The 25,447-nt window shown below is 40.4% G+C and carries 22 protein-coding genes; 17 read left to right on the forward strand and 5 right to left on the reverse strand.

Going from position 1 to position 25,447, the window contains the following annotated elements; all coding sequences use genetic code 11:
* Positions 1-852: 852 nt before the first annotated feature.
* The 4 genes from rnk to I6F41_RS17185 all read right to left on the reverse strand — a co-directional run bounded on the left by rnk (position 853) and on the right by I6F41_RS17185 (position 4,061).
* A complete protein-coding gene (gene rnk, locus I6F41_RS17170; RefSeq protein WP_041454318.1) occupies positions 853-1,266 on the reverse strand; it encodes a nucleoside diphosphate kinase regulator in 414 nt (137 codons plus the stop codon).
* Between the two features lie 231 nt (positions 1,267-1,497).
* Complete coding sequence (gene groL / locus I6F41_RS17175; RefSeq protein WP_011326972.1) at positions 1,498-3,141, reverse strand: chaperonin GroEL; 1,644 nt, start codon at positions 3,139-3,141, stop codon at positions 1,498-1,500.
* A 48-nt stretch (positions 3,142-3,189) separates the two neighbouring features.
* Positions 3,190-3,477, reverse strand: a complete 288-nt coding sequence (locus I6F41_RS17180; RefSeq protein WP_011326973.1) for a co-chaperone GroES — start codon at positions 3,475-3,477, stop codon at positions 3,190-3,192.
* Between the two features lie 107 nt (positions 3,478-3,584).
* On the reverse strand, positions 3,585-4,061 hold the full coding sequence (locus I6F41_RS17185; protein WP_011326974.1) for an FxsA family protein: 477 nt from the start codon (positions 4,059-4,061) through the stop codon (positions 3,585-3,587).
* 179 nt (positions 4,062-4,240) lie between these two features.
* On the opposite strand from I6F41_RS17185, the gene cutA reads away from it, so the two are divergent.
* From cutA to I6F41_RS17260, 15 genes are all read left to right on the forward strand, one after another.
* Positions 4,241-4,561, forward strand: a complete 321-nt coding sequence (gene cutA, locus I6F41_RS17190; RefSeq protein ID WP_011326975.1) for a divalent-cation tolerance protein CutA — start codon at positions 4,241-4,243, stop codon at positions 4,559-4,561.
* On the forward strand, positions 4,561-6,372 hold the full coding sequence (locus tag I6F41_RS17195; protein ID WP_011326976.1) for a protein-disulfide reductase DsbD: 1,812 nt from the start codon (positions 4,561-4,563) through the stop codon (positions 6,370-6,372). Before cutA ends, I6F41_RS17195 begins: the two co-directional genes overlap by 1 nt.
* A gap of 226 nt (positions 6,373-6,598) precedes the next feature.
* Positions 6,599-7,051 (forward strand): type II 3-dehydroquinate dehydratase, encoded by a 453-nt coding sequence (gene aroQ / locus I6F41_RS17200; RefSeq protein ID WP_011326977.1) that lies wholly within the window; start codon positions 6,599-6,601, stop codon positions 7,049-7,051.
* Positions 7,052-7,084: 33 nt separating this feature from the next.
* Positions 7,085-7,546, forward strand: coding sequence for an acetyl-CoA carboxylase biotin carboxyl carrier protein (gene accB, locus I6F41_RS17205; protein ID WP_197108859.1), 462 nt, complete (start codon positions 7,085-7,087; stop codon positions 7,544-7,546).
* Positions 7,547-7,572: 26 nt separating this feature from the next.
* A complete protein-coding gene (gene accC, locus I6F41_RS17210; protein WP_011326979.1) occupies positions 7,573-8,913 on the forward strand; it encodes an acetyl-CoA carboxylase biotin carboxylase subunit in 1,341 nt (446 codons plus the stop codon).
* A gap of 130 nt (positions 8,914-9,043) precedes the next feature.
* Complete coding sequence (gene tsaE / locus I6F41_RS17215) at positions 9,044-9,520, forward strand: tRNA (adenosine(37)-N6)-threonylcarbamoyltransferase complex ATPase subunit type 1 TsaE (RefSeq protein ID WP_011326980.1); 477 nt, start codon at positions 9,044-9,046, stop codon at positions 9,518-9,520.
* A gap of 52 nt (positions 9,521-9,572) precedes the next feature.
* Positions 9,573-10,916: an N-acetylmuramoyl-L-alanine amidase gene (locus I6F41_RS17220; protein ID WP_197108860.1), complete on the forward strand. Its 1,344-nt coding sequence runs from the start codon at positions 9,573-9,575 to the stop codon at positions 10,914-10,916.
* Between the two features lie 37 nt (positions 10,917-10,953).
* The gene (gene mutL / locus I6F41_RS17225) at positions 10,954-12,810 is read left to right on the forward strand and encodes a DNA mismatch repair endonuclease MutL (protein ID WP_197108861.1); all 1,857 of its coding nucleotides are present in this window, start codon (positions 10,954-10,956) and stop codon (positions 12,808-12,810) included.
* Positions 12,811-12,820: 10 nt separating this feature from the next.
* Complete coding sequence (gene miaA, locus I6F41_RS17230) at positions 12,821-13,738, forward strand: tRNA (adenosine(37)-N6)-dimethylallyltransferase MiaA (RefSeq protein WP_041454320.1); 918 nt, start codon at positions 12,821-12,823, stop codon at positions 13,736-13,738.
* Positions 13,739-13,819: 81 nt separating this feature from the next.
* On the forward strand, positions 13,820-14,083 hold the full coding sequence (gene hfq / locus I6F41_RS17235) for an RNA chaperone Hfq (protein ID WP_011326984.1): 264 nt from the start codon (positions 13,820-13,822) through the stop codon (positions 14,081-14,083).
* Positions 14,084-14,099: 16 nt separating this feature from the next.
* Positions 14,100-15,389 carry a ribosome rescue GTPase HflX gene (gene hflX / locus I6F41_RS17240; protein WP_179807602.1) on the forward strand — a complete coding sequence of 430 codons (1,290 nt, stop codon included), beginning with the start codon at positions 14,100-14,102 and terminating at the stop codon, positions 15,387-15,389.
* A 101-nt stretch (positions 15,390-15,490) separates the two neighbouring features.
* A complete protein-coding gene (gene hflK / locus I6F41_RS17245; RefSeq protein WP_011326986.1) occupies positions 15,491-16,660 on the forward strand; it encodes an FtsH protease activity modulator HflK in 1,170 nt (389 codons plus the stop codon).
* Positions 16,661-16,665: 5 nt separating this feature from the next.
* Entirely contained in the window at positions 16,666-17,544 is an 879-nt protein-coding gene (hflC, locus tag I6F41_RS17250) for a protease modulator HflC (RefSeq protein WP_197108862.1), read from the forward strand.
* Positions 17,545-17,755: 211 nt separating this feature from the next.
* The gene (locus tag I6F41_RS17255) at positions 17,756-19,069 is read left to right on the forward strand and encodes an adenylosuccinate synthase (protein WP_011326988.1); all 1,314 of its coding nucleotides are present in this window, start codon (positions 17,756-17,758) and stop codon (positions 19,067-19,069) included.
* Positions 19,070-19,400: 331 nt separating this feature from the next.
* Positions 19,401-20,039, forward strand: a complete 639-nt coding sequence (locus tag I6F41_RS17260; RefSeq protein ID WP_193038830.1) for a tetratricopeptide repeat protein — start codon at positions 19,401-19,403, stop codon at positions 20,037-20,039.
* Positions 20,040-20,119: 80 nt separating this feature from the next.
* Here I6F41_RS17260 and I6F41_RS17265 read toward each other — a convergent pair whose 3' ends face one another.
* Complete coding sequence (locus I6F41_RS17265; protein WP_058372400.1) at positions 20,120-21,967, reverse strand: cation:proton antiporter; 1,848 nt, start codon at positions 21,965-21,967, stop codon at positions 20,120-20,122.
* Between the two features lie 863 nt (positions 21,968-22,830).
* Between I6F41_RS17265 and proB the strand changes: the two genes are divergently transcribed.
* Complete coding sequence (proB, locus tag I6F41_RS17270; RefSeq protein WP_011326992.1) at positions 22,831-23,937, forward strand: glutamate 5-kinase; 1,107 nt, start codon at positions 22,831-22,833, stop codon at positions 23,935-23,937.
* A complete protein-coding gene (locus I6F41_RS17275) occupies positions 23,934-25,181 on the forward strand; it encodes a glutamate-5-semialdehyde dehydrogenase (RefSeq protein WP_086994847.1) in 1,248 nt (415 codons plus the stop codon). Before proB ends, I6F41_RS17275 begins: the two co-directional genes overlap by 4 nt.
* Positions 25,182-25,447 lie beyond the last annotated feature (266 nt).

Below are 25,447 nucleotides of genomic sequence, written 5' to 3' on the forward strand. Positions count from 1 at the left end.
TCTGCAGAAAAGTGAAGTGTGGGTGAGTAATGTACACAAGTCTCCCGCGTAGGTCGGGCGAGCGTAGCGATACCCGATACTCAAATCATAAAAACATCACCACTAGCCAATGAATGTGGTGCATTTGCACTGTGATTTTCCACCGCTGTGGGCACTTACGACATTCTACTGCGTTGTCGCTACGAAGTAGCGCGCCGACCCCAAATTGTAGAAAGCCCGAATTTAACGATTCGGGCTTTTTTACGTCTGCAGAAAAGTGAAATGTGGGTGAATAATGTACACAAGTCTCCCGCGTAGGTTGGGCGAGCGTAGCGACACCCGACGATAAAGAGCATCAAAAATAGCTAGATTGCTGCTTTTCTACTGCGTAGTGCATCGATAGCAAATGCTATTTATTAAGTGAGTATATTTATCCATGCTCATACTTGCTCAACTGGATTAAGCTATGGCAAATATGGAGGTAAGAGTATCATTGGCAGGTTTTACATATCTATCAATATATTTCCATATGGGTGACTAGCAATGGCCACTGTCCGGATGGCATAGCATCTGTGGTAATTAGCAAGTGTTGGCGTATTATATCCTTAGTGAGGTGGGAGCTATAATTGCCTCAGTTTTACCTACGACAAGCAATTTATCGAGTTTAGTGGCCTGCACTAATTATAAATTAGAATATTTAATGGGTTGCTGGAATTAACTCCCGGTTATTATCACGCTTAACAGTTAGTAAATTTATGGAAGTGATATTGTGAAATGATTTGAGCTAAAATGATAGCGCAAACTAAAAACCCAACATGAGCTGGGTTTTTAATTAATTTAATGCGCTAGGAGCTACTTATTAGCTTCGTTAAATTATCTATGTAGTTCGCCGACTCTTTCAGGTTGGTAGGTTACTTCTTTTATTTTTACTTTTATTAAACCTCCACCAGGCTTAGGCCATTCAATTTCATCTCCTTGTGATAGCCCAAGTAAAGCGCCTCCTATAGGGGCTAAAATTGATATTTTTTGGCCGCTAGCGTCAAGATCTTTCGGGTAGACAAGAGTTAAATTAAATTCTTCTTTTGAAGATTCTACAACAAAATTTACGGTCGAATTCATGGTAACTATTGTTGCTGGAACGTCTTTAGGATCAACTATAGTTGCTCGCCCTAATTCTGCTTCCAGTTCTTTTTCACCCGCAAAACTGTTTGCTGGCAATGATTCGATTAAATCATATAGTCTATCTGCATCTAATGATGAGATGATTATTTCAGGTCTTTTATTCAACTCAATATCCTTAATAATGTTTATGTAAATAAAACTTACTCTGAGTATGATTCGGCATAAGCTTAATTGCACTAGAATACGTTGAAGTAATTTTTATTTGCAACTCAATAATCAACTATCTTAAGCAATAGTACTTAAGTGACTAAGAGTATAGTTAGTTTTTTATTTTTTCTATAACATTAAAAACCCAGCCGAGGCTGGGTTTTTTTAACCGGGAGGTTTAGGTGGGGTTTACATCATACCGCCCATTCCACCCATGCCGCCCATGCCACCCATATCAGGAGCGCTATCATCTTTAGGGATTTCAGCTACCATAGCTTCGGTAGTGATCATTAGACCCGCAATAGACCCTGCAAATTGTAGTGCAGAGCGTGTTACTTTAGTTGGATCTAGGATACCCATTTCAATCATGTCATTGTATTCGCCAGTAGCAGCATTGTAACCAAAGTTACCTGAACCTGCTTTAACTGCGTTAATTACAACTGAAGCTTCGTCACCTGCGTTTGTTACGATTTGACGAAGTGGCGCTTCCATTGCACGAAGTGCAACTTTAATACCGTGGTTTTGATCTTCGTTGTCGCCAACTAAATCAACCAGCTTACTTGCTGCACGAACTAGTGCAACGCCGCCACCAGGTACTACGCCTTCTTCAACCGCTGCACGAGTTGCATTTAATGCATCTTCAACGCGGTCTTTTTTCTCTTTCATTTCCATTTCAGTAGCAGCACCAACTTTGATTACTGCAACACCGCCAGCTAGTTTAGCCATGCGCTCTTGTAGTTTTTCTTTATCGTAGTCTGATGTTGCTTCTTCGATTTGTGCTTTAATTTGTGAAACACGGCCGTTAATACCTGCTTCTTCGCCAGCACCATCAATGATAGTTGTATCATCTTTAGTGATAATTACGCGCTTAGCTGTACCTAGGTCTTCAACTGTTGCTTTTTCAAGCTCAAGGCCGATTTCTTCTGAAATCACAGTACCGCCAGTTAATACAGCGATATCTTGTAGCATTGCTTTACGACGGTCGCCAAAACCAGGAGCTTTCACTGCTGATACTTTAACAATACCGCGCATGTTATTAACTACTAATGTAGCTAATGCTTCGCCTTCAAGGTCTTCTGCGATGATTAGTAGTGGCTTGCTTGCTTTAGCAACTGCTTCTAATGTTGGTAATAATTCGCGAATGTTAGATATTTTTTTATCTACAAGTAGAATAAATGGGTTATCTAGTTCAACAGTACCTTTTTCTGGGCTGTTAATAAAGTAAGGAGATAGGTAACCACGGTCAAACTGCATGCCTTCAACAACATCGAGTTCGTTTTCCAGTGATTGACCTTCTTCTACAGTAATAACACCACTGTTACGGCCTACTTTTTCCATTGCTTGTGCAATGATGTCGCCAATCTCTTTATCAGAGTTAGCTGAAATAGTACCTACTTGTGCAATTGCTTTAGTGTCAGAGCATGGAACAGATAACGCTTTAAGCTCTGCAACAGCAGCAATTACTGCTTTGTCGATGCCGCGCTTAAGGTCCATTGGGTTCATGCCTGCTGCAACAGCTTTAAGGCCTTCGTTTACAATAGACTGTGCAAGTACTGTAGCGGTAGTTGTACCATCGCCGGCTGCATCGTTAGCTTTAGATGCAACTTCTTTAACCATTTGTGCGCCCATGTTTTCAAACTTGTCTTCAAGTTCGATTTCTTTTGCTACAGATACACCATCTTTAGTGATAACTGGAGAGCCAAATGATTTATCTAGTACAACGTTACGGCCTTTAGGACCTAATGTAACTTTTACTGCGTTTGCCAGGATGTTTACGCCAGTTAGCATTTTAGCGCGTGCGTCACCTGCAAAAAGTACTTCTTTTGCTGCCATGTTTTAAATTCCTCTAAATTCTTAAATGTTTATAAACGAAAAGTAGGTTTAGCCTACAATGCCTAAAATATTATCTTCACGCATGATCAGGTACTCTTGACCTTCGATCTTTTCAACTTTCTCAACATATGAGCCAAATAACACAGTGTCACCGGCTTTAACTTCTAATGCTCTAACATCACCGCTTTCTAAAATGCGACCATTACCAACGGCAACAACTTCTCCGCGGGTTGATTTTTCAGCTGCAGAGCCAGTTAATACAATACCGCCAGCAGATTTTGTTTCTTCTTCTAGACGCTTAACGATCACGCGATCATGTAAAGGACGAATATTCATTTATTTAGTTCTCCTAACAGTTTCTGCGAAGGGCAGAAAAAAGCTTATATTGGTTGCATTCAATAATGGGGGTGTTACGCCAAAATCCAAGCGTAAAATTAAAAAAATTAATCTTTTCGTTCAAACTCACCATCTATGATGGTCGGTTTGTTCACTTGATGAGGATCTGCCTCAGTTTGACTGTGCTGGGTAAATGGTGAACCACCTTGTTGCATACCTGCACTCATACGTACAGTAGCTTGACTAGCAAGGCCGGCTGCCAGTTTGTTGCGAATTACTGGCGTTAATAATAGTAGCCCAAAAACGTCGGTCATAATGCCAGGCGTTAACAATAATACGCCAGCTATAATAACGCATATACCAGTAAATAATTCTTTCGCAGGCATTTGCCCTTCGGCCATTTGAGTTTGTGCTTTTTGTAGCGCGCTCATACCTTGTTGTTTTACCATTTTTGCGCCTAAAATCGCGGTAATAATTACTAGCGCAATTGTCGAAAAACCACCTATTACCTCACTTACTTGTATAAGTAAGGCGATTTCAATAATAGGAATAATGATAAACAACACAAATAAAAATCTAAACATAAAGCTCTCTAAATAATGAAACTCAAAAGAGTTGATGAAATATAAGTGAGGGTGGAGCGGTCTAATTTCAAGGATACAGTAAGCGCTATTACTATTTTTTTGCAGTTATAGCACCTACACATTACATACGCTATCAGATACTATGCTTACAGACATTATTAAACACATAAAGGTTCATTATGGCGGCGCAATTTAAACTTATTTTTACTACCTGCAAAGATGAAAATGAAGCAAGAGAGCTGGCAAAAGCATTAGTTGAGAGAAAACTGGCTGCATGTGTGAATATTCTACCAAAGGTAGCTTCTATTTATATATGGGAAGGTGAAGTAGTTGAGGCAACCGAAGCTAAACTATTGATCAAAACAAAGTTAGATAAAATGAACGATGTATTTTTAACTATTAAAGCATTACACAGCTACGAAGTGCCAGAGATCCAGGTTGTTGATGTGGCAACGGGTAACCTAGCTTATTTTAATTGGATGGATGAGGTACTTAATTAATGCGTTTTTTCTTTTTGTTACTGGTTGCATTATTAGCGGCTCCAGCTAAGGCTAATAATATACTTGGTGATTTACTTGCACCTCCACAACAAACCTTTTTACAAGTAGACCAAGCATTTGTATTTGATTTTGATCAGCAAGATAATACTTTATTTATAGGCTGGGATATTGCACCTGAATACTACTTATATAAAAATAAAATAGAGATTATTGCCAAAGGCGCGAATATAGAAGTAGGCGACTTAGGTAATGGAGAAGTTATCGAAGATGAGTTCTTTGGTAAAACAGAAGTTTTTTTTAATGCACTTAGTATTGTTAGTAAGCTCAGTAATGTAACTGAGGGAGCAGTAGTAAAAGTGCGTTACCAAGGTTGTGCTGAAGCTGGGTTATGTTACCCACCTGAAGTTATTAGTATTCCGCTAAACAAAATTGCCGGTGAACAGCTGCAAAATGCTGATGATGCTACGCACAGTGCAACCTCTGCAAACGCATTTACAGCATTAAGTCAGGCTAATGCGCCGACAAGCAATGCGCCTAAAAAAGATCTGACCTTTACCGAGCAGTTAGCAAGCCAAGGGCTAATTACTAATTTACTGATATTTTTTGTTGTTGGTGTTGGCCTGGCTTTTACACCGTGTGTATTTCCAATGTTTCCAATTTTGTCGAGCTTAATTGCTGGGCAAAAAAATCTCTCAACTAAAAAAGCCTTCGCGTTATCATTTGTATATATTCAAGGTATGGCAGTGACCTACGCGGCATTAGGTTTGGTTGTGGCCGCACTTGGCGGGCAAGTTCAAGGTTATTTGCAGCACCCTTATGTACTTATTAGCTTTAGTTTATTGTTTGTATTATTAGCAATGTCGATGTTTGGTTGGTACGAAATAAAGCTACCAAGTGGCATGATGAACAAGTTAACCCAAGTAAGTAATAACCAAAAAGGTGGCAACTACGTTGGTGTGTTTTTAATGGGCGTATTATCGGGCTTGATTGCCTCGCCTTGCACCACCGCACCTTTGTCAGCGGCGCTATTGTTTGTAGCACAAAGTGGCGACTATTTAGTGGGGGGATTAACGCTTTATGTACTGAGTTTAGGGATGGGACTGCCATTATTGTTACTCGGTACATCGGGCGGAAAACTATTGCCTAAAGCCGGTGGCTGGATGGAACAAGTTAAAACCCTATTTGGCTTTATTATGCTAGTTGTGCCACTTATATTACTTGAGCGCCTTTTAGATGCCGATGTTATTTTATTAATGGCGGGAGTATTGGCCTTGGCAACCGCGCTTTACTTGCATCACTGGCAAAGTAGCCAAACACAAGGAAAATTAAAAACAGCACTGTGGTTTGCTGCAACGTTACTCGTTGTTAGTGGCTTTAACTTAACTAAAAATTATTTTTGGCCAGTACACATGCAAACAATGCAAGTAAGTGCGCAAAGTAATGAGTTTAAGCAAGTAGCCAATTTAACTGAGTTAAAAGCAGCCGTTGCTCACGCTAATGAGCAAGGCCGACTGGTTATGGTCGACTTATATGCTGATTGGTGTATTGCGTGTAAAGAATTTGAGCATTACACCTTTCCCGATGCAAAAGTGCAAAATGAGTTTAGTCACTTTGAGCTTATTCAAGTCGATTTAACCGACAGCGATAACAAAACAATCGAACTAATGGAAGAATATACGGTGTTTGGTTTACCGAGTATTTTGTTTTTTAATACCCAAGGAGAGGAGCTAAGTGCACAGCGTGTTACCGGCTTTTTGAATGCTGAAGATTTTGCTCAGCACCTATCTACAGTACGCGCCAGCGTAAAGTAGCAATATAATAGCCCCCCATAATTTAAAGGTGGGGCTATTACTACTGCCTCAACACTTGTACCCAATACAGAGATAAGACCAGTATTTTGCTGTTATTTACGTCGAAATCACTATAATAGTTGGTTAACGTGAGAAATTGTTGTTATCTTATTTTTTATACTCACATTTTTGTAAAAAATTAGCTAACGACTGCTTAACTCATTACTTATAGGATATATCGCGTATTATGGCTGCAAAATTCAAGCTTTTAGTTATAAATGGCCCAAATTTAAATATGCTAGGTAAACGTGAGCCAGATAAATACGGTTCACGTACGCTAAGCGAAATTATGAGCGAACTAACATGTGCCGCTGATAGTTTAAATGTTGAGTTAACGCACTTCCAAAGTAATAGTGAGCAAGCACTGATAGAGCGTATTCACGATACTTGGCAAGCGATTGATTACATAATTATTAATCCTGCTGCATTTACGCATACGAGCGTCGCATTACGTGATGCATTGTTAAGTGTTGATATTCCGTTTTTTGAAGTGCATTTAAGCAACGTGCACGCACGTGAAGCGTTTCGCCATCATTCGTATTTTTCTGATGTGGCGCAAGGCGTAATATGTGGATTAGGTGCAATGGGTTATCACGCAGCGCTTGAAGCTGCAGTAAACCAATTGCAAAACTCAAATTAATTTTAAACACACAAACTAATAGGCGGGCCGTTTATGGATATTCGCAAGATCAAAAAACTTATTGAATTAGTAGAAGAGTCAGGTATTGCTGAGCTAGAAATCACTGAAGGTGAAGAGTCAGTACGTATAAATCGTAATAACATGAGTGCAGGCCCAGGCTATGCTCAGTTTGCGCCACAGCAATATGCACCAGCACCAGTTGCCGCTCCAGTTGCTGCAGCTCCTGCAGCAGTTGAAGCCGCTGCTCCAGCAGCCTCTACAGGTCATCAAGTTAAATCACCTATGGTTGGCTCATTCTACGCTGCAGCTTCACCAGAAGCGCCAGCATACGTAGAAGTTGGTTCTCAAGTTAAAGTTGGCGATACATTATGTATCATCGAAGCAATGAAAATGATGAACCAAATTGAGTCAGACAAAGCTGGTACAGTAAAAGCTATTTTAGCTGAAAATGGCGAGCCAATAGAATTTGATCAACCTTTATTCATCATTGAATAATAGCGCAACCTAAAAGGCCAACTCTAATGTTAGATAAAGTAGTCATTGCAAACCGAGGTGAAATTGCACTTCGTATATTGCGCGCCTGCAAAGAGCTTGGGATCAAAACGGTTGCTGTGCATTCAACGGCGGATCGCGATCTTAAGCATGTATTGCTTGCAGATGAAACCATCTGTATTGGTAAACCAGCAGCAACAGAAAGTTATTTAGATATTCCGCGTATTATTGCCGCGGCTGAAATAACTGACGCTGTAGCGATTCATCCTGGTTATGGTTTTCTTGCAGAAAATGCTGATTTTGCCGATCAAGTTGAGCAAAGTGGTTTTGTATTTATTGGTCCTACTGGCGATACAATTCGTCTTATGGGCGATAAAGTCTCTGCAATCGCAGCAATGCGTAAAGCCGGTGTTCCGTGTGTACCAGGCTCAGATGGTCCAGTATCAGATGACAAAGAGCGCAATATGCAAATTGCTAAGCGCATTGGTTATCCGGTAATCATTAAAGCCGCTGGTGGCGGTGGTGGTCGTGGTATGCGTGTTGTGCGCAGCGAAGCTGAACTGATTGATTCAATTGCATTAACCCAGCAAGAAGCGAAGCAGTTCTTTGGTAATGGTATGGTTTACATGGAGAAATACCTTGAAAACCCACGTCATATCGAAGTACAAATTTTAGCTGATGGCCAAGGTAATGCTGTGCATTTAGGTGAACGTGATTGTTCTATGCAGCGTCGTCACCAAAAAGTAGTTGAAGAAGCACCCGCTCCAGGAATTACAGCAGAAACACGTAAGTTTATTGGTGAGCGCTGTACGCGTGCCTGTATTGAAATTGGTTATCGTGGAGCTGGTACGTTTGAGTTTTTATACGAAAACGGCGAGTTTTATTTTATCGAAATGAATACCCGTATTCAGGTTGAGCATACAATTACTGAAATGGTTACAGGTATTGATTTAGTTAAAGAACAGCTAAAAATTGCTGCTGGTCAGCCATTGTCGTTCACTCAAGACGATGTTGTTATTCGCGGCCATGCAATTGAATGTCGTATTAACGCAGAAGACCCAGAAACCTTTATTCCGTCACCGGGTAAAATTACACGTTTTCATCCTGCGGGTGGTTTAGGTATTCGTTGGGACAGCCATATTTATGCTGACTACACGGTTCCACCACATTACGATTCAATGATTGGTAAGCTAATTACTTACGGTGAAAACCGTGACGTAGCAATTGCTCGTGCACGTAACGCACTAAATGAATTAGTAATCGACGGTATTAAAACCAATACTCCGCTGCATAAAAGAATTCTTGCAGACGAAAACTTCCAAAATGGTGGGACTAATATCCACTATCTTGAGAAAAAATTGGGACTATAATTCCTCGTTAATAGAAACCGGCGCTTAGCCGGTTTTTTTATCTTTAAAAATTGGCTGTATCACCTTAAATAAATAATCTGGTATGATTAACAAATATGCGCTTTAATAAATTTTTGAGGTAAAGGTAATAATGTCACGTAGTTTTAAGTCTCACTTGAGTGATGATATTGCCACGGTAACAATGGGCAATCGAATTGCGGCTATTATAGAGCAAGGTGCGGTAATTTATTTACATGGCGATTTAGGCGCGGGTAAAACCACCTTTACACGTGGCATAGTGCAAGGTTTTGGCCATACAGGTAAGGTTAAAAGTCCAACGTATACCTTAGTAGAGCCATATGAGCTGGAGCGCGCTAATGTTTACCACTTTGATTTGTATCGTTTAGGCGATCCAGAAGAACTTGAATATATGGGAATACGCGATTACTTTTCAGCGCAAGCAATTTGTGTGGTTGAATGGCCAGAAAAAGGCGGAGAGTTTATTCCTGTGCCAGATTTAAATATTACCTTAAGCTATGTAGGCGATGAGCGAAATATCGTTATTAATAGTGCCAGTGAGCGTGGTAGCGTAATTATTGAAAAACTAAATAACTTAACCTCAGAGTAATAATATTGGTTATATAACAAATAATAAAATAGTTAAGGCAGTCACTATCAACATGAGTCGCGGTGTAATTAAACTCTTTATTTATCTTGTAGCTATCACTACGAGTTCGTCGCTATGGGCACAAAATACCATTAATAGTGTGCGCGTTTGGCCATCTCCCGATAGCACTCGGGTGGTATTTGATTTAACTGAAAAGCCTGACTTTAGTTATTTTATGCTTAAAAATCCTAGCCGTTTAGTGGTTGATTTAGAGCAAACACGGGAGCTTAAAGTGTTACCCGGTATTCCGTCTGAGCATCAAATTGTTAGTAAGCTTCGTTATTCTAAACCAAAAAATAAACACAGCGTGCGCTTTGTATTTGAATTGAGTGCCCCGGTAAAGCCTGTGGTTTTTGCATTAGCACCAACGGGCCCCTATAAAAACAGGTTGGTTGTTGATCTATATGATAAAAGTGAATCATCCACAGCAGTATCACCAGCGCAAACAGCGGCTAAAAACCGTCAATTAAGCCAAGAGCGCGATATTGTTATTGCGATTGACGCTGGTCACGGTGGCGAAGACCCTGGCTCAATTGGCCCATCGGGTACCTATGAAAAAACGATTACATTACAAATAGCTAAACGCTTAGAGAGGATGATTGACTCTGAGCGCGGGATGATTTCGCGTATGGTGCGCAGCGGCGATTACTTTGTAAAGCTCAATACCCGCACCAATCGCGCTCGTGAGAAAAAAGCTGATTTTTTTGTCTCTATTCATGCTGATGCATTTACGAGCCCAGGTCCAAATGGTGCCTCAGTGTGGGTGTTATCACTGCGCCGTGCTAACTCAGAAATAGGTAAATGGATTGAAGATAAAGAAAAACACTCTGAGCTTTTAGGTGGCGCGGCAGATGTAATAAAAGATGCCGCCAATGAAAAGTACTTAGCGCAAGCACTGCTTGATATGTCGATGGATCATTCGATGAAAACCGGTTTGAGCGTTGCTGATGAAGTAGTAAAAGAGCTGCGTAAGGTGGCAAAGTTACATAAAAAAGATCCTCAACATGCGAGTCTCGCAGTATTAAAGTCACCAGACATTCCTTCTATTTTAATCGAAACAGGGTTTATTTCTAATCCCCGTGAAGAAAAATTGCTAAAAAGTGCTAATCACCAAGAGCGTTTAGCCAAAGCTATATTTACTTCAATTAAAAATTATTACTTAAAAAATCCACCTGACGATTCTTTATTTGCCAAGTTAAAGTCGCAATATCCAACCAAGCATAAAGTTCGCCCGGGGGAGTCGTTAAGCATGTTAGCGAGTCGCTACGGCATAACTATAAACAAGTTAAAGCAGGCGAATAAATTAAGCTCTAATACCTTATTTATTGGCCAAGAACTCGATATACCGCAAAGTTAATTGCTTATCATTAGAGCCATGTTTGTTAGGAAGTTGAATGAGTATTGAAATACTACCCGCACGTTTAGCGAACCAAATTGCTGCAGGTGAAGTGGTCGAGCGCCCCGCGTCGGTGGTAAAAGAATTAGTAGAAAACAGCCTAGATGCTGGTGCTACACGCATTCAAATAGATATTGAGCGAGGTGGGCACAAACTAATTCGTATTCGTGACAATGGTGCGGGTATTGCTCAAGACGAGCTTACATTGGCGCTTTCTCGCCATGCAACCAGTAAATTGAAATCCCTCGATGATTTAGAAAATATTTGCTCACTAGGATTTAGAGGTGAAGCATTGGCGTCAATTAGTTCCGTTTCGCGCTTAACGCTAAGCTCAAAAACTAAACATCAAGAAGCCGCTTGGCAAGCATTTGCACAAGGCCGCGATATGGCTGTGCAAGTAAAACCAGTAGCGCACCCAGATGGCACCACCATAGAAGTAAAAGATTTATTTTTTAATACGCCAGCACGGCGCAAATTTTTACGTACCGAAAAAACAGAGTTTAGCCATATTGATGAGCTTATAAAGCGCATTGCGCTGAGTCGATTTGATGTATCTATTACCCTTACTCATAATGAAAAAGTAGTCAGGCAGTACCGTGCTAAAACTGATCCTAGCCAAGCAATTGCCCGTGTAGCGCAAGTGGCGGGTAAAGCATTTGCTGAGCAAGGCTTGCATATTCAATCGGGCGAGGGGGGCTTGCAGCTCCATGGCTGGGTATTGCCGGTTGGTTCTGCTAACACCGTGCAGTATACCTATGTAAACAATCGCATGATGCGCGACAAGCTTATACTGCACGCTATTCGCCAAGCATTTGAAGAAGTAAGTGGTGCCCAAGAGTTACCCGGTTTTGTTATTTATATTGATATTGATCCTCGTCAAGTCGATGTAAATGTTCATCCGGCAAAACACGAAGTACGTTTTCATCAAGGGCGTTTAGTACACGACTTTATACTACAAGCAATTAAACAAGTTGTTGTGCCACTGCAAGGTGAGTTTACTAATGAGCCTTTAAGTAACCTAGCCGATACGGTATTTAGTCAGACAGACACTGCGCGTTCTCCCACTGGGAATTTTGAGTCGGGTGAGGTATTTGATTATCCTAAATCGCAATTGCAACCATCTCATAGTGTCAGTTCTGGCGGCGCATCGCTAGGTTCGCGTAGTGCGGGAGGGAGTGGCGGCGCCTACAGAGCTGCACCTAGTACTAATCATCATGATATTAATGCTTTTTATCAGGGCGTGAGTGAGCAGCATGCCGCGCATTTTGACCAAGGTGCTCACGTATCTGTTAGGGTTAACCAGTCACACGCAGTGGAGCAGGCAGTTGCTTTAAAAACGGTTGCTATTATCAGCATCAACGAAGGCGTGTGTGTGTTTAGCAGCGAGCAGCAATTGTATTGCTCACATTTTAAATATGCATTAGTTGATGATTGGCATGAGCAAATAAAAGAGCAGGGCAGCTTAGAGGGCAAAGCGCTGTTGTTGCCAGTACGGGTTAATTTATCCAAGCAAGACTGTGAGCTAATAGCAGCGCAACAGTCTTGGTTTACGCTATTAGGTTTTGAGCTAATTATTGAAAAACAGTTTGTGATGGTTAAAAAACTTCCCGCGTGCTTATATTTATTAGACGTTACTAGCGCGGTTGAAAGTCTGCTGGAAGCGTGTAAAGCACCACTTGAAAACATAGAAAGCTGGTTGGCGTGGCAGATGCAGCACACACCAGCGCGTTTTTATTCCAGCAATATCTTTTTAGCGCAGCAAGCCCGCATGCAAAATAATCCGCAAACAATTGAACGTTTGCGTGTAAAAGCAGTTAAAATAGATATAGAGCACTATTTAACGCAATTAGATTAAGGTATTCGTGTTGAGTAATTTACCAGTCATATTTTTAATGGGTCCAACTGCAGCGGGTAAAACGGCGTTGGCAATTTCATTGTGTGAGCATTTAAATACCGAAATAATTAGTGTTGATTCAGCGTTAGTATATAAGGGTATGGATATTGGCACGGCTAAACCCGATGCATCAGAGTTAGCACGTGCTCCGCATCACTTAATTGATTTACTTGACCCAAGTGAAACTTATTCAGTTGCTGATTTTAGACGTGATGCGATAATAAAAATAGATGAATTTCATCAGCAAGGTAAGGTGCCGGTATTAGTTGGCGGCACCATGTTGTACTTCAAGGCTCTGATTGATGGTTTATCACCACTGCCAGAAGCTAACGTGGAAATAAGAGCCGAACTTGAAGCGCAAGCAGCGCAATATGGCTGGCCACATTTGTATCAAGAACTGGTAAAAATAGACCCGCAAGCAGCGCAAAAAATGAGTGAAAACGATTCACAAAGAATTAATCGTGCTTTAGAGGTATATAAATTAACAGGTAAAACCATGACCGAGCTGCAAAAGCAAAAACAGCCGGTTTTACCTTATACTTTTCATCAATTTGCTATTGCGCCAACGCAGCGCAGTGAATTACATCAGCGAATTGAAAAAAGGTTTAAAATAATGCTCGAACAGGGGTTTGAAAATGAAGTTTCGACCCTATATCTACGTAAGGATTTACACCCCAATATGCCTTCTATTCGTTGTGTAGGTTATAGACAAATGTGGGATTACCTTGCGGGTGAAATTGACCATGATGAAATGGTATTTCGCGGCATTGCGGCTACACGTCAATTGGCTAAACGCCAATTAACTTGGTTAAGAAGCTGGCCTGATGTTACATGGTTAACAACGGGTGATGAAGAAAACTTGCATCGTGTAGTAAGTTCGCTAAGCTAGTAGTAGTTGAATAAAATTTAGCTTTGTTAAATAAGTTCAGCCACTTAATTATAATAACACCTAGAACGAAGGAATAATAACATGGCAAAAGGCCAATCGTTACAAGACCCATTTTTGAATGCACTACGCCGTGAGCGCATCCCAGTATCAATCTTTTTGGTTAATGGCATAAAATTACAAGGTAAAATTCAGTCATTTGATCAATTTGTTATTTTACTAGAAAACACCGTAAATCAAATGGTATATAAACATGCAATTTCAACAGTTGTTCCTGCTCGTGCAGTTAATTTCCAAGGTGTTCAAGAAAATGACGACACTGAAGAACCTGAAGCTGGAAACATTTAAATTAGGAGCGTGATGCTTGTTTGACCGCTATAAATCTGGCGAACAGGCAGTTTTAGTTCATATTGACTTTCCTAAAGAGGGGGATCGTGAAGATCTTCACGAATTAGAATTGTTGGTATCTTCTGCTGGTGTTAGTAGTTTGGCGGTTGTGCAAGGCAGCCGTCAAGCACCACATCCGAAACTATTTGTCGGAACTGGTAAAGCAGAAGAAATAGCTGAGACTGTTAAAATCCACAATGCCGATGTCGTTATTTTTAATCATCAACTCAGACCGTCCCAAGAGCGTAACTTAGAACGCATTTTGCAATGTCGTGTGCTTGATAGAACCACCCTTATTCTTGATATATTTGCGCAACGTGCACGTACCCACGAAGGTAAGTTGCAAGTTGAACTGGCGCAATTGCGTCATATGTCCACGCGACTAATTCGTGGTTGGACGCATTTAGAGCGTCAAAAAGGGGGCGTGGGTTTACGTGGGCCAGGTGAAACACAGCTCGAAACCGATAGACGCTTATTGCGCGCCCGCCTGCAAAATATTCGTGCACGCCTAGATAAAGTTGCTGTACAGCGCGAGCAAGGTAGACGAGCTCGTAGCCGTAACGAAATACCAACTGTATCGTTAGTAGGGTATACTAACGCGGGTAAATCAACATTATTTAATCGTATTACAAACTCAGATGTTTATGCTGCAGATCAATTGTTTGCGACGCTTGACCCAACGTTACGAAAACTTGAGTTAGGCGATGTTGGTCCGGTTATTTTAGCCGATACTGTTGGCTTTATTCGCCATTTGCCGCATGACTTAGTGGCGGCATTTAAAGCGACGCTAACAGAAACGCGAGAAGCCGACTTACAGCTGCATGTTATTGATGTGGCAGATGCACGACTAAAAGAAAATATTGAACAAGTACAATCAGTACTCAAAGAAATTGAAGCTGATGAAGTACCGCAATTATTGGTTTATAACAAAATTGATGCGCTGGATGATATTACTGCGCGTATTGATCGCGATGATGAAGGCCAACCTATAAGGGTATGGCTTTCTGCTCAAACCGGCGAAGGTTGCGAGTTACTTAGCGAAGCTATTAGCGAATTACTTGCTAAACAAATGCTTAGCGAAACATTATTGCTCGCACCACAATATGGACGGTTAAGATCGTCGTTATTTAGTTTAAGTGCGGTAAGCGACGAGCGCTTTGATGAACAAGGTAACTGGCTGTTAGATGTTAGGTTACCTATAGTTGAGTGGAATCGTTTAATTAAAGAATTTGGTCCTGAAATTGCTGGTTTTATCGTCTGTGATTAAAAATTGATGTAATTAATGTCGGTTTTTGTATAAGAAACGCAGTAGATTTGTTAGATTTAACTCAATTTCCTTATTTATTTAGATAACAATGGAGTATAGCTATGGCCTGGAATGAACCGGGTAATAATGGCAATGATAAAGATCCGTGGAATAACAAAGGCGGACGAGATCAAGGCCCACCTGATTTAGACGAGGTGCTGCGTAAATTCAGTAACAAGTTTAGTGGCTTATTTGGCGGCAAAAAACCGGGCAATGGTAGCGGCGGTGGACTTGGCGGAGCCGGTATTTCATTTATACTTATAATTGCTGTAATTGTATGGGCACTCAGTGGTATTTATACCGTGAAAGAAGCCGAGCGTGGTGTGGTTCTTCAATTTGGTAAGTATGATCGTATTGCTGATCCTGGTCTGCGTTGGAAAATGACCTTTATTGAAACCATAATACCAGTAGATATTGAAGCTGTTCGTTCATTATCAACGTCTGGTTTTATGTTAACTGAAGACGAAAACGTAGTAAGCGTTGAGTTTCAAGTTCAATATCGTGTTATTGACCCATACTTGTATAAATTTAGTGTAACTAATGCTGATAGTAGCTTAGAAGAAGCACTAGAAAGTGCACTACGTTATGTAGTTGGCCATGCAAAAATGGACCAAGTACTAACAAACGGCCGTGAGGTTGTGCGCCAAAATACATGGGATGAGCTGAACAAGGTTATTGAACCTTATAACTTAGGTTTAATTGTGACTGACGTGAACTTTAAAGATTCTCGTCCACCGGCTGAAGTTAAAGATGCGTTTGATGATGCAATTGCTGCACAAGAAGATGAAGAGCGCTTTATCCGTGAAGCTGAAGCATATGCGCGTGAAATTGAACCTCGTGCTCGTGGTCAAGTTACACGTATGACTCAAGAAGCCGAAGGTTATCAAGAGCGTATTACACTTGAGGCACAAGGTGAAGTTGCTCGTTTTGAAAAGCTATTACCAGAATATCAAGCGGCTAAAACAGTAACTCGTGAACGTTTATACATTGATGCAATGCAAGAAGTATTAGGCAATAGCTCTAAAGTACTTGTTGATGTAAAAGGTGGCAACAACATGATGTACTTACCACTTGATAAAATTATGGAAAAGCAAGGCACAGCAACCCGTGTTGCACTTCCTAGCTCAAGTGATATTCAAGATTTACGTAACAAAGTAAATACGTCACGCAACAGCTCTGTTAATAGTGGTAGTGACCGCTTTAACAACGATCGTTTTAATGATGGGAGATAACAATAATGAAAAACTTTAGTTTAGTCATACTATTAGCTGCCATTGTAATGTCTTTCTCGTCAGTTTTTGTTGTACCTGAAGGGCAAAAAGCAATTGTTTTGTTATTCAGTAAAGTACAAAAAGACAGTGATGATCAAGCCATAGTGTACAGCCCAGGCTTACAATTTAAAATACCATTTTTTAGCCAAGTACGTCGCATTGATGCACGTATTCAAACGCTTGATGGTACACCAGACCGCTTTGTAACGAGCGAGAAAAAAGACTTAATTGTTGACTCGTTTGTAAAATGGCGTGTTAACGACTTTAGTGCTTTTTACTTGCGTGCTCGTGGCGACAAGCAATATGCTGAAACGCTGCTAGAACAAAAAGTAAATAACGGTCTACGTACTAACTTTGGTACGCGTACTATTCGTGAAATAGTGTCGGGTGAGCGTAGCGAATTAATGGAAGAGGCGTTAGTACAAGCTTCTGAAAGTGCCCGCGAGCTAGGTATTGAAGTACTTGACGTGCGTGTTAAGCAAATAAACTTACCACAAGAAGTAAGCAGCTCGATTTATCAACGTATGCGTGCTGAGCGTACTGCGGTTGCTAAAGAGCATCGTTCAGAGGGTCAAGAAAAAGCCGAAACCATTCGTGCTGGCGTTGATCGTCGTGTAACGGTAATGCTTGCTGATGCTGAGCGTAATTCACGTTCAGTACGTGGTCAAGGTGATGCAGATGCAGCAGCTATTTATGCTAATGCGTATAATAAAGATCCTGAGTTTTTTAGTTTTGTTCGTTCGTTAGAGGCGTATAAACAAACCTTTAAAAACAAGCAAGACGTAATGGTTCTTTCACCAGATAGCGACTTCTTTAAATATATGAAAGGTGCTACAGCACAATAAAGCTAACCAATATATTTAAATCTTAAAAGCCTCGCGTTAGTGGGGCTTTTTATTGAAACAGATTTAATGCATTAAACCACTGTTATCTATGTGGTTATTAGTTAATATTTATACATATAAATATACGAGCGGAAAATATAAGCTAAACGGGGTGAACTTTGGCTTTGTTTTCTGGTAAAATCTTGTCCTAATTTTTTTAAGTGAAGTTACAATGGGTAAAAACGTTGTTGTATTAGGCACCCAATGGGGTGACGAAGGTAAGGGTAAGGTAGTTGACCTCCTTACAGATAAAGCATCTTTAGTAGTTCGTTATCAAGGTGGGCACAATGCTGGCCATACCTTAGTGATCGACGGTGAAAAGACGGTTCTGCACCTTATTCCATCGGGTGTATTACGTGACAATGTTAAATGTGTGATTGGTAATGGTGTTGTTTTATCACCAGAAGCGCTAATGAGAGAGATTGGCATGTTAGAAGCACGTGGCGTACCTGTACGCGAGCGTCTTTTAATCAGTGCTGCATGTCCATTAATTTTGCCTTTCCATGTTGCATTAGATGTAGCCCGTGAAACTGCACGTGGTGATAAGCCAATTGGTACAACTGGCCGTGGTATCGGTCCTGCGTACGAAGATAAAGTGGCACGTCGTGGTTTGCGCGTAGGGGATTTATTTAATCCTGAACTATTCGCCGCAAAACTAGAAGAAGTTCTTGAATACCATAACTTTACTTTAGTTAATTACTATAAAGTAGATGCTGTTGATTTTCAGAAAACCTTTGATGACGCAATGGCTGTTGCTGATATTTTAAAAGCGATGATTGTTGATGTTACTGAGCTTTTAGATCAAACGCGTTTAGCTGGCGACAACATTTTGTTTGAAGGTGCACAAGGTACATTACTTGATATCGATCATGGTACTTACCCTTATGTAACGTCTTCTAACACTACAGCTGGTGGCGTTGCTACTGGTGCTGGTTTTGGCCCACTACACCTTGATTATGTGCTTGGTATTATTAAAGCATATACAACACGTGTTGGTTCAGGTCCTTTCCCTACAGAGCTTTACGACGGCCTTGATAAGCAAGACCCAGTTGGTAAGCATTTAGGCGATAAAGGCCATGAGTTTGGCGCAACCACTGGTCGACTTCGTCGTACTGGTTGGTTAGATGCCGTAGCAATGCGTCGTGCAGTGCAAATCAATAGTATTTCTGGTTTTTGTTTAACTAAGCTTGATGTTTTAGATGGCTTAGAAACACTTAAAATCTGTACTGGTTATAAGCTTGAAGATGGCACAGTTACTAACGTAACGCCATTAGCAGCTGAAGGTTACGAAAAAGTAACGCCAATATACGAAGAAATGCCTGGTTGGTCAGAAAATACTGTTGGTGTAACTAGCCTTGATGGTTTACCAAAAGCAGCGATTGATTACGTTAAGCGTATTGAAGAGCTCACTGGTGTTCCTGTTGATATTATTTCTACTGGTCCTGATCGTGTAGAAACTATGATACTTCGCAATCCGTTTGCGTAATATCAACTAGACTTGAAAAAAGCTGCTTAATGCAGCTTTTTTTATGTCTAAAAATAACAATAGAGTATAAATAACCTGAGATCCGGATAATAAACTTATCTCAAGCAGCTATTTTCAGCGCTAACTGCGTTGAATTTACTTGCAATAGGCCAGCTATTGACGCATAAATTCGCCTTGTTTTCACTGAAAACCTCTGGCTAGAGAAAATAAAATTAAATATAACTATGATTCAATACGTTAGTAAACCTCTTAACTAGAGTTCAGGTTAAATATTAATTTTGGAACGATCTTTGTATAGTATTTAATAGGTTTATTTTTATAAGTGATAAAGATGCAGTTACTTTTTAGTCATTCAGTTTTGTTATTACCATTAATGACACTCTCTTTATTGATGAGCAGCAATAGCTTAGCAGAAGAAACGGCAGCAGCAGTGCCACTGTATACTGAGACTGAGTTAATTTCGCTAATTAATAAAAACACCCATTTAGCCCGGGTTAAGGCAGATGATTGCCAGTTAGTACAAGATATAGAAGCGCGAGCCAATAAAATGGCATTACCATCGTATCAGTTTTTATATGGCGATATGCTAGCCTATAACGTATGTGTTGATCGCGATGTAGAGTTAGGTGTGTACTATATGCAAAAAGCGGCTGAGCAGGGCTTAGCAGCGGCTTTAGAGCAGTTAGGGCGTTACTACGACATTGGGCGTTTGGTACAACAAGATAAAGCAATGGCAATCACTTATTTGCGTGAAGCGTCATCGCAGGGAAATTTAAAAGCGCAGTTTCGCTTAGTTAAGTTATTTAACCAAGGCTACGGCAGTCCACGCGACTTTGAAGATATGTATCGTTGGTTATTTAATGCCAAGGTTGCAGATGCCAATACACATAAAAAAATTGCGCATTTATTAGCTCAGTTAGCCGAAAAAATGCCAGCCAGCGTTGTGGCTCGTGCTCGCCTACCTATGTAAGCATATTGATATACCAAAAATACACTAAAAAGGCCTAACTCTTGCGAGTTAGGCCTTTTTATTAAAAACTAATAAAAGTGTTAACTTTCTTCTTTAGCTTTTGCTTGTGAATCTTTTAGTAGTGATATTTTAGCCGGTTGCAAAGCAACAATGCGCTCACCTTCTTGCGGTGGTTTTTCCATATCACTGGTAAAGGGTCTAAGTTTAACTGGCGCATCGTCATCGCCATCTTTATCCCCTTTGAGAATAAACAGTGGAATTGCTTCTGGGTTCATTTCTTGATATTGCTCCCAGCTAAACTCATCAGAAATACGGGTAGCACTTACTTTACCGCCTTTCGCTATCACACTGCTTAAGCGTGCATAAGAGCCATTTTCACCAAATAAAATTTGGCGCGATAAGAAAGTAGCACTGTCTTTATTCGCTTTAGCATGCGATGAAGATGAACGTAGTGAAAACACATTTTTATCATTAAGTAAGTGAGAAAAATACTGTACACCTAGCGCATTGTGATGGCGATTTGGTGACAGTGCCAACACACTACGAATAGTGGTTAAAGGCAAGTAACGCTCAGCATGTTCAGATTGTGGATTACCGTAGTAGCAAGGCAAGCCATCCATACGGGCCATTTTACAGTTTTCCCATGCAGGGTCAGATAAATGCACAGGAATATTTTGATCTTTTAAGCCACGCGCAATAGCACGCGATACATGGTTTGCACCAATAATTAAAATGGTACTTGGTGATGGTTGACGTACACCAAGCAGTTTAGCTAAAGGGATGGCAGTTAGGCTTTGCAGCACCACGGTAATAATAATAACGGTAAATATGAGCGGTACCATTTTTTCTGCATCAGCAACACCAGCTTCCATCATGCTCAGCGCAAATACAGAACCAACAGCTGCGGCAACAATACCGCGTGGCGCAATCCAAGCGAGTACTAAGCGTGACTTCATTGGTAGGTCAGTACCAAAAGTCGATATTGCAATACACACAGGGCGAGCTATAAATAGCACGATAGCTAAAAATATAAAAACGTCACTATCTAGCATCATTAAATCAGAGAGTTCTAACCTTGCTGCAAGTAAAATAAACAGTGTTGAGATTAAAATCATCGATAGATCTTCTTTAAACTCAAGCACCGAATCAATTTCTAAATCATCTTGGTTTGCAAGCCAAATACCAAATACAGTCACCGCTAATAAACCTGATTCATGGCTTAAGTGATTAGACACTGAAAAACTTATAAGCACTAGGGCTAAAATGCCAAACTTATGCAACTCAAATGGTAGCCACTCTCGGCGCATAAGTTGTGTAGTAAGCCAACCTGCAACAACACCAATTGTTAAGCCTACACCTAAGGTTTTAACTAGCGCGATAATGGTATGGCTAAATATTTGACCTTCGCCAACTAACATCACGGCTTCGAAAACTAATACGGCAAAAAGAGCACCAATAGGGTCTATAACAATGCCTTCCCAGCGTAGTATTCGGTCGATGTCTTGAGTTGGTCGCATAGAGTTTAGCAAAGGGGCAATAACAGTAGGACCCGTTACAACAAGTACAGCGCCGAGCACAGCAGCTACCCGCCAGTTAAGCTCTAATAGCCAATAGGCACTAAAGCTAATAATTATACACGTAGTGAGCATACCAATAGAGCACAGGTTTCTGACTACTTTACTGATGCCTTTTAATTCTCTGAAGTGCAGGGTGAGAGAGCCTTCAAATAAAATAATAGCAACGCTGAGTGACACAACAGGAAAGAGTAAATCGCCTAAAAGCGCGTCAGGATCTAGTACGCCAGTAAATGGCCCTAATAATAGTCCTGTAAGCAATAAAAACAGAATAGCAGGGACTCTAAACGCCCATGCGACCCACTGGGCAAGCACGGAGCAAAGTGCGATACCGGCTATATAAATTGCTGACATAGAATAAGAATTCCTTGTGAATATGATAGATAAAAGTATAACTTATGTTAATTATAATACAGGGGTATACACGGATAAGTTAAATTTTGCTAATAGAATTTTAGCTGTTTATCAGATATTACGGGTTTTAAAGTCTGTTATTTTATCAGTAATTTTAATAAATACCCTACAAAAAGGATTTAACTTTTTGATAATTAATATAAAAACAGTTCGAAAAACAAGCTGCATTTTACTTAGTTTGAATTTTAACCTTGATTTTACCTGCAGTTTTAGCGTATTATGCTTCGTGTTCAAACAATTAGTTGTCTAATTAAGTGGTTATTTTAAAATAATAACTTATTAATATTAGAGTCACATTAAAGCGGTATAATACTGTTTTGTAGTGATTTAAGGGTTTGAGCAGTATAAATATCATTTACCGAACTCTTTGGTATGATTTTGCTAAACAAGTTTATTTAACTATTTAAATAAATAAAGGTTTGAGTTGAATTATTACCTTTCAATATTTAGCCCCCATCGTGGCGGTTAAATCTCGGTCCTTAAGTCATCACCCTATCTGTTGGTGTATCTGACTTAAGAGGCTCTATGTATGTTGTTAATAAAAAAGCCACACACAGCTTTTACAGCGATACATAAACAACACTTTTTAAATTTTTTGTTAGTACTATTCAACACCGTTGAGTTGTTGCTATTTAGTACTTGCGCTTAAATCTATAACAACAGTTTTAGATAGAGTCGCTTTGCGTGTGTAAAAAAGTGTTTTTAAATGATAAACCAAATTCGAAGCTATGTTTTAAACCTAGCTAACTAGTTTTAGCTCATCACATTGTATGAGCGCAAATAAAATGGAAAGTTGAACATTTATGAATAAGTTAAATTGGCGACGTATAGTACTTAAAGTAGGTAGTGCTTTAATTGCACCGGATCAAGATGGCTGCCGTTCACGTTACATATTAACCATTGCACAGTTTATTGTTCGCTGTCGTGCTCGTGGTATTGAAGTTATTTTAGTTTCGTCAGGCTCAGTTGCTGCGGGGGCACATTTGTTCCCATCAGATACAGCACGTTCAGTCGTGATGAAAAAAGCAATGGCTGCCGCAGGTCAAACAGAAATGATAGCAATGTGGGATAGGTTTTTTGACTTTCCATCAGCTCAATTATTATTAACCCACGGTGACTTACGTGATCATGAACGCTATCAAAGTATTCGCGAAACTGTATTTACTTTACTTGAGCACGGCGTGTTACCTATTATTAATGAAAATGATGCAGTAACAACCGATGATCTAAAAGTAGGTGATAACGATAACTTATCTGCTATGGTTGCAGCAGCAGCTGATGCAGACGCACTGCTTATATTTTCAGATGTGGATGGGTTATATGATAAAAACCCTAACTTGCATGACGATGCTATTTTACTGCCTGAAATAAAATCAATTGATGACTCTATTTATGCTATGGCAGGATGTGCAACTAGCGCAGTTGGTACAGGCGGTATGAAAACCAAAATTGAAGCGGCTGAAAAAGCAACCTCACATGGGATTTCAACTTATATTATTAACGGCTTTAAAGAAGAGACATTTACGCGTTTACTTGCAGGTGAAAACCCTGGGACTATTTTCTTACCATACGAAAAACCAATGCAAGATTCTGTACATTGGATGACGCACACTGCAAATGAGCAGGGTGAAGTTGTTGTAGATGGCTCGTTTGATAAGTCACTCGAAGGCGAAACAGGCTGTATTCGTGGCGATGAAATAATGGCCGTGCATGGCGAGTTCGCAATTGGTGACACTATTTTAGTACGCAGTGAAGATGGTACGCGTTTAGCCAAAGCAACCGCAAATTATAGTAGCTGTTTGTTGAGCTTTATTGCTGACAACGAACAGAGTGAATTCAGCGAAAAAATGCAGGACTCAATTGGACCTGTTATATCTGAAAAACATATCGCATTATTGGAGAAGTCATGAGTTTAATTACGGATATTTCACGCCAGGCAGCAAAAGCTGCTCATCAGTTAGCGTTACTCGATACCGAGACAAAAAATAAAGTGCTATTGGACATGGCTGCAGCACTACGTGCAGAAAAAGCATTTATTATTAAAGAAAACGAAAGCGATTTAGCCGCGGCACGCGACAATAACTTAGCAGCAGCAATGGTTGACCGTTTAACGCTTAACGATGAACGTGTTGAAGCAATGGCTGAAGGCATCGAAGTGATAGTAAGCTTAGATGATCCGGTTGGTCAGCTACGCGATATTACCGAGCGTCCAAATGGCATTAAAATTCGTAAAATGCGCGTACCACTAGGCGTAGTTTGTATGATTTACGAAGCGCGCCCAAATGTAACCGCAGATGCGGGTGCATTGTGTTTTAAATCGGGTAATAGCGTTATTTTACGCGGCGGTAAAGAAGCACTAAAAAGCTCACAAGCAATTGCTAGCGTAATGCACAGCGTGCTAGCAAAGCATAATTTACCAGAGGCACTTATTTCGGTAATTCCTGACCCCGATCGTGGCTTATTAATGGAATTAATGCAGCAACGTGACAGCATTGATTTAATTATACCGCGTGGTGGTGAAGGGTTAATAAACTTTGTAACCGAAAACAGCACAATTCCAGTGATCCAACACTTTAAAGGTGTATGTCATTTATATGTTGATAAAGACGCCGACCTTGAAGTGGCAATTAACCTACTGCTTAATGGTAAAACGCAACGCACCGGCGTGTGTAATGCTTTAGAAGGCTTAGTTGTACATCAAGATATTGCCGATGAGTTTTTAAACTTGTGTGCGGTAGTGTTACGTCAAGAAGGCGTTAAAATTAATGCCGATAGCCAAGCAGCTACGTATTTTGACAATGCAACAGTACTGGGCGACGATGAATTTGGTGAAGAGTATTTAGATTTAGAAATAGCCATTCGCGTGGTTCCAAGTTTTGCGGCAGCTGTAGAGCACATAGCGCAATTTGGTTCGCACCATACAGAAGTAATTTGTACTAAAAACGCTGCTACGGCAGAGTTATTCCAACGTAGTGTTGATGCTTCGGTAGTAACTGTTAACGCTTCATCGCGTTTTTCAGACGGTTCACAACTGGGCTTAGGTGCCGAGATTGGTATTGCAACGTCTAAGCTACATGCCTACGGACCTATGGGCCTTGAGTCACTAACTACTGAAAAGTATTTAGTTAATGGCGACGGTCAGATCCGCGAATAAACTTAGTTTATTTCAGGACAAAACATATTATGAATTTCAAAAGCCGAGCTGCAGCTCGGATTTTTTGTGCAATAAACTAACTTAGGCTCTACTTCGCTAGCCAGTAAAATTAAAAAGCGTGCAATAGCGTTAGCTATATGGCGTATATTTTAGGGTTTAAATACAGAGTGAAACTTAAGGTGAACTACTCATCGACGCCACTCCGTGTCGATCAATGGGCTTCTACAGCCTTGACTTAGAGACTAGGCTGCTTCTTTTTTCTCAGT

The sequence above is a fragment of the Pseudoalteromonas sp. SCQQ13 genome (assembly GCF_015864415.1).
GTDB lineage: Bacteria > Pseudomonadota > Gammaproteobacteria > Enterobacterales > Alteromonadaceae > Pseudoalteromonas > Pseudoalteromonas nigrifaciens.

Bases quoted from the DNA above. Each gene is read 5' to 3' on its own strand.
- proB (WP_011326992.1), top strand. From the start codon at position 22,831: ATGAATAAGTTAAATTGGCGACGTATAGTACTTAAAGTAGGTAGTGCT.
- I6F41_RS17180 (WP_011326973.1), bottom strand. From the start codon at position 3,477: ATGAATATTCGTCCTTTACATGATCGCGTGATCGTTAAGCGTCTAGAA.
- tsaE (WP_011326980.1), top strand. From the start codon at position 9,044: ATGTCACGTAGTTTTAAGTCTCACTTGAGTGATGATATTGCCACGGTA.
- I6F41_RS17185 (WP_011326974.1), bottom strand. From the start codon at position 4,061: ATGTTTAGATTTTTATTTGTGTTGTTTATCATTATTCCTATTATTGAA.
- I6F41_RS17265 (WP_058372400.1), bottom strand. From the start codon at position 21,967: ATGTCAGCAATTTATATAGCCGGTATCGCACTTTGCTCCGTGCTTGCC.
- hflK (WP_011326986.1), top strand. From the start codon at position 15,491: ATGGCCTGGAATGAACCGGGTAATAATGGCAATGATAAAGATCCGTGG.
- I6F41_RS17260 (WP_193038830.1), top strand. From the start codon at position 19,401: ATGCAGTTACTTTTTAGTCATTCAGTTTTGTTATTACCATTAATGACA.
- cutA (WP_011326975.1), top strand. From the start codon at position 4,241: ATGGCGGCGCAATTTAAACTTATTTTTACTACCTGCAAAGATGAAAAT.
- I6F41_RS17195 (WP_011326976.1), top strand. From the start codon at position 4,561: ATGCGTTTTTTCTTTTTGTTACTGGTTGCATTATTAGCGGCTCCAGCT.
- I6F41_RS17220 (WP_197108860.1), top strand. From the start codon at position 9,573: ATGAGTCGCGGTGTAATTAAACTCTTTATTTATCTTGTAGCTATCACT.
- I6F41_RS17255 (WP_011326988.1), top strand. From the start codon at position 17,756: ATGGGTAAAAACGTTGTTGTATTAGGCACCCAATGGGGTGACGAAGGT.
- aroQ (WP_011326977.1), top strand. From the start codon at position 6,599: ATGGCTGCAAAATTCAAGCTTTTAGTTATAAATGGCCCAAATTTAAAT.
- I6F41_RS17275 (WP_086994847.1), top strand. From the start codon at position 23,934: ATGAGTTTAATTACGGATATTTCACGCCAGGCAGCAAAAGCTGCTCAT.
- accB (WP_197108859.1), top strand. From the start codon at position 7,085: ATGGATATTCGCAAGATCAAAAAACTTATTGAATTAGTAGAAGAGTCA.
- mutL (WP_197108861.1), top strand. From the start codon at position 10,954: ATGAGTATTGAAATACTACCCGCACGTTTAGCGAACCAAATTGCTGCA.
- hflC (WP_197108862.1), top strand. From the start codon at position 16,666: ATGAAAAACTTTAGTTTAGTCATACTATTAGCTGCCATTGTAATGTCT.
- accC (WP_011326979.1), top strand. From the start codon at position 7,573: ATGTTAGATAAAGTAGTCATTGCAAACCGAGGTGAAATTGCACTTCGT.
- hfq (WP_011326984.1), top strand. From the start codon at position 13,820: ATGGCAAAAGGCCAATCGTTACAAGACCCATTTTTGAATGCACTACGC.
- groL (WP_011326972.1), bottom strand. From the start codon at position 3,141: ATGGCAGCAAAAGAAGTACTTTTTGCAGGTGACGCACGCGCTAAAATG.